Raw genomic sequence first — 13,974 nt, 5'->3', positions numbered from 1 at the left:
CGCGTGGTGCTCAACAGTAACCGGCCGATGATGAGGGCGGGCAGCTGGCGCTGCCTCACGATAGCCACGGGCGAGATCCCCATCGTGGGCACCTCGACGTAGCAGGGCGCGGCCAACCGCACCCTGGAGCTCTGCGCGGAGCCCTTCGGGGACGTGCGCGCCGCGCAGGCGATGCACCACCTGGTGGCCGAGCAGCACGGCATGGTGGGGCGCGCCTCCGTGAGGGCGCTGAGGCGAAACGACGCGGCCTTCTACGCGGGGCAGTTCTCGGCGGTGCGCGACGCGGTGTGCGCGTGCACGGGCGGGCACCCGCAGGCAGACAACGTGGCGCTCCTGGCGCTCGCCGACGCGCTCGCGCGGTTCTACGTGTTCGCGCCGGGAAGCGAGTGGTCTGCGTGGCTGGACGGCGCGATGCGAATGGCGAGCTGGGCGCTCGTGAACGCCATCGGCGCCGACGGCGGCGACACCGACCTGAAGGCGATCCAGTTCGTGGCCGAGTGGCTGGTGAGGAACCGCCTGCACTTCGAGAGCTCGGCGGAGCTGGACCGGCTGGAGCGCTGGGGCGCGGTGGAGGACCGGCGCGACCGCCCCGGCTTCCGCTGGTGGGTCTTCTCGTCGGTGCTCGACCAGGCGCTCGCGGGCGCGAACTTCGACCGGCAGAAGACGCTCCTGCTCATGGCCGACGAGGGCGTGCTCGAGGGGCCTGCGGGGCGCGGCTTCACGCGGCAGAAGCGGTTCGGCGACTCGCGCGTCTACTGCGTCTGCATCGACAACGCGGCACTCGAGGCGCTGCTCGAGCGCTCGGCGGGCGCGCCTCCCTCGGTGGCGCCGTCTCAAGGGGGCGGGCCATGCTGAGACACGGGTCGAGACGCCCCTGGCGGCTGGTGAGGGTGCGCGTCCCCTCCTCCCGTCTCAACGTCTTGACGGGGACGAGACATGGGTGGACGTCGCGCGCGGGCGGGCGCGGGCGCGCGCACGCGCGGGCGGGGACCTCGGGTCCTATTTCCGTCGAGACGTTGAGACGGGCGGCATTCGTGCTGGTGGCGGGGCTGATTGGCGTCTCAGGCGGGCGTGAGACGCGCCCGGGCGGCAGGGTGAGACGCGGCGGGAGGTGCGCGCGGTGAGCTGGTGGACGGAGGAGCAGGACGACGTCCTGCGCGAGGTGAGCTTCCGGGGCGCGGCCTACGCGGCGGCCGAGATCGAGCGGAGGTGCGGCGTCGCCCACTCCGTGCGGGCGGTGGAGATGCGCGCGTCGCGGATCCACTGCTCGCTCGCCGTGCGGACCGTGTGCCCCTCGTGCGGCGCCGTAGGCGTGAACCTGAACCGACAGACAGGAATGTGCCGCAGGTGCAGCGAGGAGTACCACCTGGCCCAGGAGCGCGCCTTCAACGAGCAGCTGGAGCGCGAGCGCGTGGCTGCCGAGGAAACGCCGGCAATCGACGACGTGCGGCGCGAGCGGGACCGGATGCGGCAGCGAAACAGCCGCCTGTGCAGGAGGTACGGGCTCAAGGGGCGAAGAGAGCGCCGTTCTCAGGGAGGTGCCTAGACAAAGTAGGGGCAGCCCTCCCCGAGGCAAGCCGAGTTCTTGCCGGACACCGCGCACGCGGGCTTGTGAGCCGGCGCAGCGAACTCGATTCCCAGGAGGTCGTCGAACCACTGGACGGCGCCGCGCACCGCGATTCGCGAGTCCCGCTTGCAGCACCGGGGCGCGCCAGCGCGGGCGATCTGCCCAAGAAGGTCCGAGACCATCTCCTGTACCTCGCTCCAACCCTCCTTCCTGAGCGGCGCGTTGTCGAGAAGAATCGAGAGCGCCATGCCGCATGACGCTGCGGCGCCGCAGACTCCCCAGCGCGCGCACGCGCCGCCGGGCACGGAGGACGACCGGACAGCGAGCTCCTCGAGCTGGACGCCCAGGTCACCAGACCCGAGCGCGTTGCGCGCTGCTGCGAGGAGGGCCGCCCCAACGAGGAAGTGGTGGGCGGCGCCGAACTCGGGGCACTCGGGCGCCGCCATGAGCTCCTCAAGGACGTCGGCAGGGCAGGTCGAGACACTTCCCTCGCAGATGGCCAAGGCCCAGGAGGGCACGGAGGGTGCTTCTGTCATGGTCGCTCCAATCGTCGTATCGATGACTGTCGATTCATTATACATTGACTATCTTCGATATAATATGGATTGCCAGTGATGGCCCATTCATTTCGAGGAGCGGACATGGGATCAGGGAACGCGGGACGGACGCGCGTCGCCTTCGTCTGCACGCACAACGCGTGCAGGAGCCAGATGGCGGAGGCCATAGCGAAGGAGGTCTCAGGGAATGCGCTCGACCCCTGCTCGGCGGGCACCCACCCCGCCGTCGAGGTCAACGCCGACGCGCTTCTCACGCTGCGGGATGCCTTCGGCGCCGACGTCTCCGGCCTGCGCCCAAAGGGGCTCGGCGAGCTGGGCGAGGTGGACATCGTGGTAACCATGGGCTGCGGCGTGAGCTGCCCCGCGCTGCCCTGCACTCACCGCGAGGACTGGGGGCTCGAGGACCCGACCGGGAGGGGCAGCGATGCCTTCCTTGCGACGGCGCATGAAATCGAGGCGCGCGTCCGTGACCTCGCGGACCGCCTTGAGCGCGGTCTTGTCCCCGGCGTGGACGCCCCCCTTCGCGCCGACGTCTTCAAAGCCCTCGCTGACGAGAGCCGGCTCTCCGTGCTCGCGGCGCTCTCCGAACGGGGCGAGACGTGCGCGTGCGAGCTTCTCGAGGGACTTGGCATCGGGCAGCCCACGCTCTCCCATCACATGAGGCTGCTCTGCGAGTGCGGACTGGTCACCGCGCGCAAGGACGGGCGCTGGCAGCGCTACACCCTCGACCGCGAACGCCTGGCAGCCCTCGGTGAAGCGCTCAGGGGGCTTGCCGGCTAGCCGCGATCTTTTGTGACGCGCCCGGACAATCCACCGTGACGAGGTCTACCGACTTTCACGGGGGTGATTGCATGGCGAGGCGTCCGAAGCTGACGCAGGAGATGGTTGACGAGGCTATTGCGCTCAAGGCGGACGGCCTCTCCAACGGCGACATCATCTGCGCCCTGGGGATCCACGAGTCGACGTTCTACCGCTGGATCGGCGACCCGAAGAACAGGCTGCAGCGCGCGTTAAGCGAGGGACTAAAAAAGGAGGAGTCGGCGTTCAAGCGGACGCTGCTCACCACGATCCGCTCGGCGGCGCTGGCGCGCAACCAGTACTGGACGGCGGCGGCGTGGCTGCTGGAGCGCAAGTACCCGGACGAGTTCGGCAAGGCGGATCGCCAGCGCGACGACGCCAAGGCGGACGCCGCGCCGAAGATCGTGCTCGGCGTGCTCGCGCAGCCGGTGCAGGAGAGGCTGCCCGGCCTCGACGGGGACGGCGCCGATGGTTGACGCCTCCTCGCTCGTCATCCCGTGCTTCCACGACGTGCTGGGCGACGTGATGGCCCACGGTCACACGCACTACTGGCTCCACGGCGGGCGCGGCTCCACGAAGTCGAGCTTCATCAGCGTTTGCATCGTGCTGCTCCTGCTGGCGCACCCGGAGGCGAACGCGGTGGTGGTGCGCAGGTTCTCGAACACGCTGCGCGACTCCGTGTTCTCGCAGATGGCGTGGGCGATCGCGGCGCTGAGGCTCGACGCGTGGTTCCGCGCGCGCATCTCTCCGATGGAGCTCACGTACCTGCCGACGGGGCAGCGAATCGTGTTCCGGGGCGCCGACGACCCGCTCAAGCTCAAGGGCGTGAAGTTCGCGCGGGGCTACGCGGCGGTGGTCTGGTTCGAGGAGCTGGACCAGTTCGACGGCATCGACGCGGTGAGGAGCATCCTGAACTCGCTTCGGCGCGGCGGCGACGACTTCTGGATCTTCTACTCGTACAACCCTCCCCGGACGCTCTGGAGCTGGGTGAACCGCGAGGGGCTGGAGCGGGAGCGGCGCGCGGACACGCTGGTGCGGCAATCGAGCTACCTCGACGTCATCGAGAGCCACCCGGAGTGGCTGGGCGCTCCGTTCATCGAGGAGGCGGAGTACCTGCGCTCGGTGGACGAGCGGGCGTGGCGCTCGGAGTACCTGGGCGAGGTCACGGGGACGGGCGGCTCCGTCTTCAACAACGTCGTGAGCGTGCGCCTGTCCGACGCGGCGTGCCGGGGCTTCTCGCGCACGCGAAGCGGCGTGGACTGGGGCCGGTTCCCCGACCCGTGGCGGTTCGTGCGCTGCGGATGGGAGCCCGGCGAGCGGAGGCTCACCATCTTCGGCGAGCTCTCGGCGAACAGGAAGACGCCTGCCGAGACGGCGGCGATGGTGACCGATGCGCTCACCTACGCGGACGAACCCGGCGAGGACGTCTACCTCCACGACGAGCTCATCTGGTGCGACGACACGCCGGACGGCAAGCAGTCGATGGCCGTGTGGAGGCGCGAGGCGGGGCTTCGGGTGCGGCCGGCGCGGAAGTCGAACATGCGCAGGCTCTCCTACGAGTGGCTGGCGGGGCTGCGAGAGATCTGCATCGACCCGGAGCGGGCGCCGCTGGCCTACGAGGAGTTCCGCTTGAAAGAGTACGACCGCGACCGGGACGGCACGTGGCTGGACGAGATCCCCGACGGCAACGACCACAGCATCGACGCGGTGCGCTACGCGATGATGGACGACGTGCTGAGGGGATAGGCTTGCGGGCGTTCTTCTCGCCCTACTCTGATACGCAAGGCCTTACATCTGCCGCAGCGGTGCTCGGGCGCTCGCTTATAGGCGACCCTCGAGCGCCTCGAGATAGACCTCGGGGTGCCACAGGCTCGCCTCGCCGTGCCGCCAGCCAGGGTGCTCGACAAGCATGCTGCCCGGCATGGCCTCAGCCAGGGCGCGCGCCGAGCGCACCATGATGCGGGGCTCCTTCCCGCCGACAAGGATGGTGGCCCGCGCCCCGCAGCCCGCGAGCTCGGGCCTCAGCCGGTAGGAGCTGTTCGCCCGCATGAAGGCGATCATGTCCCGTTTCGAAATGGCGCAGCTGTCGCGGTAGTAGGGCTCGTAGAGCTCCTCGGGGAGATGGAGGCTCGCAAACTGAGCCCGCGCGAACCAGGGGCGCCGCACGAGCGGGTAGCTCAGGGCGACGACGGGCGCGACGAGGGCGCGGGCGGCGCGCATGGGGAGCACGAGCGCGCTCTCGATGACGGCGTGCTCCGCGATTCGCGGCCGCTGCGCAAGGACCTCGAGGGCTACCTGCGCCCCAAGGGAGACGCCGCCGAGCGCGTCGACGTGCCCGCCGAGCACGCGATCGATAAGGGCCACGAGCTCGGCGGCGTTGTCCTCGATCGAGGTGAACGGGCGGTCCGAGCCGGCGTGCCCGTCGAGCACGGGGAGCACGACGCGGTAGCCGTTGGCGGCGAGCAGGTCGGCGACTGCTCGGTAGTTCCACCACGAGAGGCCGCCCCCGTGCAGGAGCACTGCCGTCCGCGTGCCCGCGCCGAGCGTGTGAGTGACCATCTTAATCCTTTCGACGGGGACATTGCCCGGGCGGCGCCGTTGGAGGCTCCCGCGAGCCTGGGCCGACGCATGGGCGAACGGCTCTTCTCGCCCCGTGCGGACATTATACGGGGCGCATGCGGGAGTTTTCCACATTGGGGCCTCCGGGCGCTCTTCTCGGCGTGAAACGCTTTGGAACGCTGGGCAACGGAACGCGCGGAGCGCCGGGAGGTTATCGACAAGCTCTCGCGGGAATGTGCAAAACCGCTGGTGTAGGTGCGTGCGCGCTCGTTCTTCTCGCCCATGGCGCAATTCAGTTGGCTACTGAATCTCGGGGTCCTTCTCGGCCTTTGTGACGGGCGGGTTCAATGGGCGTGTTCGGACGAGGCGGGAGGTGCGCTGTGCAGGGGCTAGATGACGAGTACTGGGTGCCGGAGCATGTGAGGGAGTGGCTGAGGTCGCTCGGGTTCTCGCTGCCGCTGGAGGCGATGGAGCCGCACATACGCGCATGGCACGAGTGGATGCAGGCGTGCGGGTCGTTCTACGACTACAAGGACACCGACGGCGTTGGGCGCGTCTACGAGGTGCACAGGCGCTCGATCCATCCTGCGATGCGGGTGTGCCGGGAGTGGGGGTCGCTGCTTCTGAACGACAAGACACAGGTGGTGTGCGGGGCGCAGGAGTGTACGGACTGGTTAGAGGGGTTTCTCGCCCGAAGCGGTTTCATGGCGGCGGCGCAGGCGACCGTGGTGAGGGCGTTCGGCATGGGGACGGGAGCGTGGGCGCTGTGGGTAGACGCGGACGCGGGCAGCGTGCGCATCCGGCACTACGACGCGCGCATGGTGATTCCGCTCACGTGGGACGAGGAGAGCGTGACGGAGTGCGCGTTCGTCACGCGGGCGTTCTATAGGGGGCGCGCGGTCGATCAGCTGCAGATGCACCTGAGGGGCGGCAGGACGGGTTTCTCGGCATCCTCATCCCCTGGGAACGGAACAGCGGAGACGGGCAGCTCGTCCTTCTCGCCCCATGCGGACGCGGGAGGCGGCGGGTACCGGATCGTCACGGTGTGCTTCGACGAGCACGGAAACGAGGTGGCGCCCGCGGGCGTGTGCCCCGTGTACGAGACCGGCTCGCCCCATCCCACCTTCGCCATCGTGAGACCCGCCGTGGACAACACGCGCGTGGACATGTCACCGTACGGGCAAAGCGTGTTCGCTGATGCGGTGGACGCGATTCAGGCGGTGGACCTCGCCTTCGACGCGATGATCTCCGAGGTGGACAACGGCAAGATGCGCGTGTTCCTCTCGGACGTGCTGTTCGACCAGGAGGGGGACGGGGGCGGCGGGAAGGTCTCGATACCGTTCGGGCGGCAGGACTGCACCGTGTTCAGAAAGGTCATGAGCACGGAGGACACCATCCAGGAGTTCGCGCCCGCGCTGAGGACCGACGCCCAGGTGCGAGCGTTCAGGACGGCGCTGCAGATGCTCGGCGACCTGACGGGCTTCGGGCTGGGGTACTTCGACTTCGACGGCGCGGGGTACGTGAAGACGGCCACGGAGGTGTCGGCCGACAACTCGGCGCTCATGCGCAACATACGCCGGCACGAGCATGCCCTGGAGGGCGCGATAGCGGGCATCTGCCGTGCGGTCATGGCCGCGTCGCGCCCGCTCGGGGTTGAGCTGCCCGACGAGGGCGAGGTGCGCGTCACGTTCGACGACAGCATCATCACGGACACGAGCGCCGAGAAGCGGCAGGACATGGCGGAGGTGGCCTCGGGCCTCATGGGTGCGTGGGAGTACCGCGCCAAGTGGTACGGCGAAGATGAGGAGACCGCGAGGAGACTTGCGGGCACGGGCGGTTCTGGCGTCGGCCGTCCCCGTGCCGGTGCCTCCGGGACGGACTCGGCGGGCGCAGCCTTGGACGAATAGCGATGGGCGTCGTGGCAGTGGAGCGCCGTCATGCGGGCTCGTACGGCTTCGTATGGGTCGGTGGCGTGCTCGCCGGCCTGGACGCCGTGGCGCTGCTGCGCGGGCGTCCTTGGCCTTCTGAGCGGCGCTTACGGGCAGTCGGCGGAGCCGATCCGCGCTTGCGCGGATGACGGGCATGCGTGAGACTCTCGGAGCCGTTGCGCGTGCGGTCCGGTGGTCTCGCGAGTAGGTACGCTGCCCGCCCTGGACGGCTGACCGGTTGCGTGCGGACAACCCTCATGCGGCAGCAGACCGGACGGCCGTGCGCAGGGTGCGCGCCGCTGGACGGGCGCGACACGCGGCTGACATGGCGCCAGATATCCTTGCATAAGGCCTTGGGCGCATACCGTGCGTGGCTGAACCCGAACATGCGGAGGCAGACCGCGCAGCGGGCTGCCGGAGCCGCGGTGAAGACGCGTGCGGTATGCGCCCAAGGGCGTCCAAGTCGACTTGCACGCGCCATGGCTGACGCGTGGTGCGAACGGCCCGGCAGCGCACCCGGAGCGCGGGCGGCCGGGCTGCGGTCAACCATCGTCAACGTAGCGCGCGGCCGGGCAGGCGGCCAGGACTGGCGGCGTGGAATATCCTGCGGTGGAGATGCTGGGTTGTTGTGATGGCGGCAGTGTGCTGGATGTGGTCGCATTGCTGCGGACTGGGCATCTGTTGACGCTGCGAGCGCACGTTCTTCTCGTTTGCCTCGATTGCTCAGTTGATGCTTAATCCATTGTTTGATGACTTAGGCCGATGCGGGAGATTGCGAGTTGGTGGATTGACGAGCCATGGACCAGGTTCGGTGCATGGTAAAATCTTCTGCTTGCAAGGAAAGGCATCATAACAGACGGTGCAACAGCATTGGGGAGAAAGGGCAGGTCAGCGCGTTGTCTGCGAATCAGGTACAGAGCAAAAGCATCACTGCTGTGGACCTCTTCTCTGGCTGCGGCGGCATGTCCCTCGGCTTCGAGAACGCTGGGTTTAAAGTGCTTGCCGCATTTGACAACTGGACCCCGGCTGTCGAGGTGTATCGCAAGAACTTCGATCATCCCATCTTTAAGCACGATCTCTCCGATATTGATGCTTCCGTCCCTCTCGTCCGAGAGTTTGCCCCTACAGTTATTTTCGGCGGGCCGCCTTGTCAGGATTTCTCGACGGCTGGGCATCAGGACGAGAACGGCGGCCGAGCCATTCTCTCGGTTGCTTTCGCGAAGATCGTTTCCCGAGTAAGACCGCAGTGGTTCGTGATGGAGAACGTCGCGACCATAAGAAACACGCGCTCGTTCAAGCGTGCTTGCGATACCTTTCGAGAGGCGGGGTATGGTCTTACCTGCAAGGTGCTTAATGCCGCATATTGTGGGGTGCCGCAAATCCGTAAACGCATGTTCGTTATCGGGGGCATCGGTGAGTCGGATGACTTTCTTGGCGTCGCGCTTGACAAGGGGCTGAGCGAAAAGCCCCTCACCATTCGCGACTACCTCGGTGACTCGCTCGGGATCGACCACTACTTCCGTGTGCCCACAAACTACAGCCGAAGAGGCGTGTTCAGCATCGACGAGCCGTCTATGACCATACGCGCGGTTGACCGTCCCATACCGCCGGGGTATAAGGGCAACCCCAACGACTCTGCCCCTGTGAGCGAGACGCGCATATTGACTCCGAAGGAGCGCAGCTACATCCAGACTTTCCCAGAGGAGTTCGAGTTCTTCGGGAGCAAATCGGACGTGAACACGATGATCGGCAACGCTGTCCCGGTCAACCTTGCCAATTATGTCGCGAGAACCTTAATGGGCTACATCTCTAGCAAGAACGGTGGTGACGCATGAGGGCCGTCGATATCTTCTCTGGTTGCGGCGGCATGTCCCTCGGCTTCGAGCAGGCTGGATTTGAGGTTGTCGCCGCGTTCGACAACTGGAAGCCAGCAGTGGAGATTTACCGCGCGAACTTCACGCATCCCATCTATGAGAAGGATCTCTGTGACGAGGATTCCGTTGAAACCATCAAGGAGCTGAGGCCCGACTTGATCATGGGAGGGCCTCCCTGTCAGGACTACTCGATTGCGGGCAAGCGCACTGAGGGGGCACGGGCGAACCTTACCATCCGGTTCGCCGAGATTGTCGCGGGCGTATTGCCTGAATGGGTCGTGTTCGAGAACGTCTACAACATCGAGAGGTTCGGCACACTGCCGCGAATGAAGGCGATGCTCAAGGATGCCGGATATGGATTGAGCTCTCGCGTGCTCGATGCGAGCCGCTGTGGGGTGCCCCAGGCAAGAAAGCGCTTCATTCTGGTCGGCAGGCTCGGCGCCGAGGATGGTTTCTTCGACGAGTCGTTCGTCGAGGGCATGGCGGAAAAGCAGATGACCGTGCGGGATTATCTGGGTGACAAGCTCGGCACGCAGTACTATTACATGCACCCGCGCAGCTACAACCGGCGTGCCGTCTTCTCCGTTGACGAGCCCTCCGCGACGATACGTGGAATTAACAGGCCGATACCGGAGAACTACAAGCGACATCATGCCGATGCAGCGGCAATTGAAGACGGCGTTCGTGCTCTCACGACGAAGGAGCGCAGTTACCTGCAGTCCTTTCCCGAGGAGTTCAAGCTTGAGGGCGCAAAGACGAGCGTCGAGCTTGCCATCGGGAATGCCGTTCCTCCGGCATTGGCGAAATACGTTGCCGAACGTGTCTTAAAATATGAGAACGGCGTTGAGCAGTAAGAGGTGAGTGCCTTGTCGTACTTCAAGCAGACCGAGGATTACCGGACCTATCAGGGCGAGGAGTGCGACTTCCATCTTGACTACAACGCGAACAGCGGCGGAGGCCAGGCATTCCTTGGCGGGGCGTTTGCCGGGAAAGATGGCGGAAGAGCCTCGGCCTCGACGCTCGGTGGCCTGACTGCCACTTTTGCGCTTCGCTTCCATAGGGCTGACGGCAGCGTGTGTAAAGTTGACTTGGGGACACAGGAGTCGTATCGCTACCCTGTTTCTCCTCGCGGAGCCGGAAGCCAGCAGATGAAGCTAAGTCTTGGGGGGAAGGTCAGGCCGAGCCTGCTGTTGCCGGCTGTCATGATGCTTCCCGAGACAACGACCATCAACATGGCGGACTCTCTTGAACTCTCGCCGCTTACGAGGGGAAATTACTGGCTGAGGTCTATGTGGCTCGATTGCGAGCTCGAAGATGACGGTTCGGCTTGCTTCATTCCCAAGGACTATGTGTTCAGTGGCGGCCTCTCTAAGCAGGGTAAGTACGCGACGGAAGACGGTAAGCCAACCGGAGAAGCCATGTTCTTCACGCTCGATTTCGAGCGACGGGTGAATGACATCCTCTATGCAGCAGATCACTGCAGCGCTCTTCCGAAGGCTGCGGCCGACGTCCTGCGACACTTTGGCGCTGTCCTTCTCGGCGTCGTACCGTTTGATTGCGAAGATTGCTACAAGAGAACCGCTGAGCTCATGAGCCTGATTGCTCACGAGTGCCCTACGACCTATTCGGGCATCGGCGACCCGCTGCCTGCTGTGATGGATATTGTTGGACGCCCGACTTTTCTCGATCATTCTGTCGTTTCCGTCCCGTCAAGCGTCCCCGAGCCCCGCAACCTCATCTTCTTCGGGGCTCCTGGCACGGGCAAGTCGTACCGGCTCGCACGGCAGGCGGAGAAGTATTTCGACAAGAGGAACGTCAGGCGCGTCACCTTCCACCCCGACTACACCTACGCTCAGTTCGTGGGCTGCTACAAGCCGGTCACGACGATGCGCCCGGTGACCGATGAAGATGGAACCGAGAGCACCCAGAGCGAGATCAGCTACGGTTTCGTTCCGGGGCCGTTCCTGGAGACATACATCGCTGCGGTGCAGAACCCCGGCACGAACTACTTGCTTGTCGTTGAGGAGATCAATCGCGCAAACCCGGCGGCCGCGTTCGGTGACGTGTTCCAGCTGCTTGACCGCGACTCCGACGGTCGCAGCGAGTACGAGATTGCTGCGCCGCGCGAGATGCGCGAGTACCTGCGCGTGTTCCTACCGGAGTACGCCACGACTGCGTATATCCAAGACCCGGAGCGGTTACTCTCCGAGCAGCTGCGTCTCAGGGACGAGGCGGAGCGGCTGTCGCTGCCGCCCAACATGTTCATCTGGGCAACCATGAACAGCGCGGACCAGGGCGTCTTCCCGATGGACACCGCCTTCAAGCGCCGGTGGGACTTCCGCTACATGGACATAAATAAGGGTTCGGGCGAGATTGCCGGCTATGCCGTGCCGGTTGGGACGCCCGTTCGCATGGTGAGCTGGGATGCGCTGAGACGCGGCATCAACCAGGTGCTGATCGAGGCTGGCGTAAACGAGGACAAGCTGCTCGGACCGTTCTTCATCTCGCCCGCGAGGCTCGCCGACCCCGACGGCTTCACACAGGCCTTCAAGGACAAGGTGCTGCTCTATCTCTTTGAGGATGCCGCCAAGACCAAGGCCTCAAAGGTGTTCTCCCACGAGGGGCGTGCGACGTACTCGGATGTTTGCAAGGACTTCGAGAGCCTAGGGGAGCTGGCGTTCAGGGGCATGCGCGAGCTGCCGCCCTTCTCGCCGGCCAGCGCGAGTGTGACTGAGGAGCCTGAGGTCGGCGAGGTTGCGGGCGCTGCGGAGGAGCCTGTTGCCGACGGTGCGGAGTAGCGCCATGCGTACGGTCTACGTTCGTGAGCGTTCTTTCCACACGCCGGTGAGCCTCGCGCGTACGCTTGGCATCGAGGTGGATGACACCGATCGCTATATTGCCCAGTTGTGCGCGCACGGCGTGCTTAGGCTGAGGACGGGTGACGAGCCGAAAGAGTACGACCCGCTCGGGGAGGGCGCGCCGCGCGGCACCTACCAGTTCGTATACGTCGGTCTTGCCCTGGTGGAGGGCATCTGCATCGTTGTGTACCCGAAGTACCTGCCCGTGGTTGACCCTCTATGCCCCGAAGACGCCACGAGGGCATCGATGCGCCAGGTGTTCGGGGTCCTTCGCAAGAGCGGTGGAAGCTACGCCAGCATCGCCGCTGCGACTGAGGACGGCATGAGGGCCAACGACCGTCTGGCGCTCATGCTCTCGCTGCTCGAGATGTACGACGAGTACGGCGTCTACTCGAACTACGTGCACGCCATCGCGGACAACGGGTCGGGCAACATCAGTTGGGAGCGCACCATCGCGGCGAACCTCCCCTTCGTGCGGGACGGGCGTCCCATCTACTTTGACTACAAGACCGTGGAGACTGACGCTGACGCCTCTGACTTCGTGACGCGACTGCACCGTGCGGTGCTTACTGAGTGCTCGCACTTCATGCAGGAGAGCGGGCTGGCTCAGCTGCTGGCGCTCGACGAGGTGTGGCTCAGCGATTCCTCCGTGGCGGACTTTGGAGACGCCGACTTCGTGGCATACCGGCTGGAGCGCGAGCGGGCGGTGCAGTTCGTCACGTGGAAGCAGGACGTAATCGACCTGCTCGTGCGCTATGTGCGCGACGAGGGCGTGTCTGCGACGTCGGACGCGCCGCTGTGCCTGGGGACGTCAAGCTTCCATCACTTGTGGGAGACGGCGTGCAAGGTCGCGTTCGGTGACGTGCTGTCCGTTCGGCTGGATGAGCTTGGGATTGAGCTTGCCCCGCCGTTCACGGGGATGGCGAAAATGCGGCTCATCGATGTCATTCCGAGACCGGAGTGGGCTGCGATGGGCGCTGACGAGGAGCGGGCGTGCGGCGAGGTCGCGACGCTGATCCCGGACATCGTGACGGTGCGGGGTGCTGGCGGGTGTTCCGCCGGAGGCGGGACGTTCGCCATCCTTGACGCTAAGTATTACACGCCACTGCTGGACGAGCGCGTGGGTGGCGTGCCGGGCGTGGAGTCGGTGACCAAGCAGTTCCTGTATCAGGCCGCGTACCGCGACTTCGTGCTCGCGCACGGGTTCTCCAGGGTGGTGAACGCGTTTCTCGTGCCGTCGTGCGGTGACGCCGTGGAGCATCTGGGGCGCGTGCGCTTTCCCGGCGTGATCGCTGCCGAGGAGCCGCCGTTCTCGAACGAGGTGGAGCTGTATGCGCTGCCGGCGGAGGCGGTGTTCGACGCCTATGTGGGCGGGCGGGAGCTGGACGCCGCGTGCCTCGCTGAGGTGATTGGCTAGGCGAGGGCGCGCTCGTCGGCTTTGGTGGCCGCGTCTGCCGATGCGTCCGCGGTGGATTCTTCGCTGTTCTCGTCAACGATGACCCACGTCCATGAGCCGGCTCCTATGGGGTACAGGTGCCGTCCGTCGATGTTTGCGCCGGGGAAAGTCTCGGTGAGGTCAGGATCGTAGGTGGTGCGGAAGGTGTCTGACTTCTCGTCGTAGACGAGCGAATCGTCGAACTCGGGCAGCCACGCAGCCATGCGCTCGACCTCGGCGCGCTCGAAGTAGGGGCACGCCCAGCCGTTCCACTCCTCGGCGGGGTCGAGGTAGGCGCGGTGGACGCACTCGGGGCGGTCTTCGAGGTCGGCTATGGCTACGCGGTGGGGTCGCATGGGCGGCTCCTGGAGACGGTTGGCTTGCGTTCCTATCACTTT

13 protein-coding genes are annotated in these 13,974 nt (G+C 65.8%); 10 read left to right on the top strand and 3 right to left on the bottom strand.

Annotation, left to right across the window (positions count from 1 at the left end; translation table 11 throughout):
* Positions 1–153 precede the first annotated feature (153 nt).
* Both NW198_RS05020 and NW198_RS05015 read left to right on the top strand, forming a co-directional pair.
* On the top strand, positions 154–855 hold the full coding sequence (locus tag NW198_RS05020; protein ID WP_258340264.1) for a hypothetical protein: 702 nt from the start codon (positions 154–156) through the stop codon (positions 853–855).
* Positions 856–1,120: 265 nt separating this feature from the next.
* On the top strand, positions 1,121–1,546 hold the full coding sequence (locus NW198_RS05015) for a hypothetical protein (protein ID WP_258340263.1): 426 nt from the start codon (positions 1,121–1,123) through the stop codon (positions 1,544–1,546).
* Here NW198_RS05015 and NW198_RS05010 read toward each other — a convergent pair.
* Entirely contained in the window at positions 1,543–2,103 is a 561-nt protein-coding gene (locus NW198_RS05010; protein WP_258340262.1) for a DUF5714 domain-containing protein, read from the bottom strand. The genes NW198_RS05015 and NW198_RS05010 overlap by 4 nt on opposite strands.
* Positions 2,104–2,208: 105 nt before the next feature.
* On the opposite strand from NW198_RS05010, the gene NW198_RS05005 reads away from it, so the two are divergent.
* The 3 genes from NW198_RS05005 to NW198_RS04995 all read left to right on the top strand — a co-directional run bounded on the left by NW198_RS05005 (position 2,209) and on the right by NW198_RS04995 (position 4,668).
* Positions 2,209–2,904: a metalloregulator ArsR/SmtB family transcription factor gene (locus NW198_RS05005; RefSeq protein WP_258340261.1), complete on the top strand. Its 696-nt coding sequence runs from the start codon at positions 2,209–2,211 to the stop codon at positions 2,902–2,904.
* A gap of 71 nt (positions 2,905–2,975) precedes the next feature.
* Positions 2,976–3,398: a hypothetical protein gene (locus NW198_RS05000; protein WP_258340260.1), complete on the top strand. Its 423-nt coding sequence runs from the start codon at positions 2,976–2,978 to the stop codon at positions 3,396–3,398.
* Positions 3,391–4,668: a PBSX family phage terminase large subunit gene (locus NW198_RS04995; RefSeq protein ID WP_258340259.1), complete on the top strand. Its 1,278-nt coding sequence runs from the start codon at positions 3,391–3,393 to the stop codon at positions 4,666–4,668. The genes NW198_RS05000 and NW198_RS04995 overlap by 8 nt, the downstream gene beginning before the upstream one ends.
* Before the next feature lie 75 nt (positions 4,669–4,743).
* Here the strand turns inward: NW198_RS04995 and NW198_RS04990 are convergent, their stop codons facing one another.
* Complete coding sequence (locus NW198_RS04990; RefSeq protein WP_258340258.1) at positions 4,744–5,481, bottom strand: alpha/beta fold hydrolase; 738 nt, start codon at positions 5,479–5,481, stop codon at positions 4,744–4,746.
* A 380-nt stretch (positions 5,482–5,861) separates the two neighbouring features.
* Here NW198_RS04990 and NW198_RS04985 point away from each other — a divergent pair, with 380 nt between their 5' ends.
* The 5 genes from NW198_RS04985 (at position 5,862) to NW198_RS04965 (ending at position 13,558) form a co-directional block, all read left to right on the top strand.
* Positions 5,862–7,388 carry a hypothetical protein gene (locus NW198_RS04985; protein WP_258340257.1) on the top strand — a complete coding sequence of 509 codons (1,527 nt, stop codon included), beginning with the start codon at positions 5,862–5,864 and terminating at the stop codon, positions 7,386–7,388.
* An 818-nt stretch (positions 7,389–8,206) separates the two neighbouring features.
* Positions 8,207–9,244, top strand: coding sequence for a DNA cytosine methyltransferase (locus NW198_RS04980; RefSeq protein WP_258340256.1), 1,038 nt, complete (start codon positions 8,207–8,209; stop codon positions 9,242–9,244).
* Positions 9,241–10,137, top strand: a complete 897-nt coding sequence (locus tag NW198_RS04975; protein ID WP_258340255.1) for a DNA cytosine methyltransferase — start codon at positions 9,241–9,243, stop codon at positions 10,135–10,137. Before NW198_RS04980 ends, NW198_RS04975 begins: the two co-directional genes overlap by 4 nt.
* Before the next feature lie 12 nt (positions 10,138–10,149).
* Positions 10,150–12,081 (top strand): McrB family protein, encoded by a 1,932-nt coding sequence (locus NW198_RS04970; RefSeq protein WP_258340254.1) that lies wholly within the window; start codon positions 10,150–10,152, stop codon positions 12,079–12,081.
* A 121-nt stretch (positions 12,082–12,202) separates the two neighbouring features.
* Positions 12,203–13,558, top strand: coding sequence for an LlaJI family restriction endonuclease (locus tag NW198_RS04965; RefSeq protein WP_258340253.1), 1,356 nt, complete (start codon positions 12,203–12,205; stop codon positions 13,556–13,558).
* On the opposite strand, the gene NW198_RS04960 is transcribed toward NW198_RS04965, so the two are convergent.
* A complete protein-coding gene (locus NW198_RS04960) occupies positions 13,555–13,932 on the bottom strand; it encodes a hypothetical protein (protein ID WP_258340252.1) in 378 nt (125 codons plus the stop codon). The genes NW198_RS04965 and NW198_RS04960 overlap by 4 nt on opposite strands.
* Between the last annotated feature and the right edge of the window lie 42 nt (positions 13,933–13,974).

It is taken from the genome of Thermophilibacter sp. ET337 (genome assembly GCF_024733715.1).
Taxonomy (GTDB): Bacteria; Actinomycetota; Coriobacteriia; order Coriobacteriales; family Atopobiaceae; genus Thermophilibacter.
This window is presented reverse-complemented; position numbering and strand designations above follow the sequence as displayed.

Coding starts and splice junctions, on each gene's coding strand:
- NW198_RS05010 (WP_258340262.1), bottom strand. CDS start 2,103: ATGACAGAAGCACCCTCCGTGCCCTCCTGGGCCTTGGCCATCTGCGAG.
- NW198_RS05005 (WP_258340261.1), top strand. CDS start 2,209: ATGGGATCAGGGAACGCGGGACGGACGCGCGTCGCCTTCGTCTGCACG.
- NW198_RS05000 (WP_258340260.1), top strand. CDS start 2,976: ATGGCGAGGCGTCCGAAGCTGACGCAGGAGATGGTTGACGAGGCTATT.
- NW198_RS04995 (WP_258340259.1), top strand. CDS start 3,391: ATGGTTGACGCCTCCTCGCTCGTCATCCCGTGCTTCCACGACGTGCTG.
- NW198_RS04990 (WP_258340258.1), bottom strand. CDS start 5,481: ATGGTCACTCACACGCTCGGCGCGGGCACGCGGACGGCAGTGCTCCTG.
- NW198_RS04980 (WP_258340256.1), top strand. CDS start 8,207: ATGGACCAGGTTCGGTGCATGGTAAAATCTTCTGCTTGCAAGGAAAGG.
- NW198_RS04975 (WP_258340255.1), top strand. CDS start 9,241: ATGAGGGCCGTCGATATCTTCTCTGGTTGCGGCGGCATGTCCCTCGGC.
- NW198_RS04960 (WP_258340252.1), bottom strand. CDS start 13,932: ATGCGACCCCACCGCGTAGCCATAGCCGACCTCGAAGACCGCCCCGAG.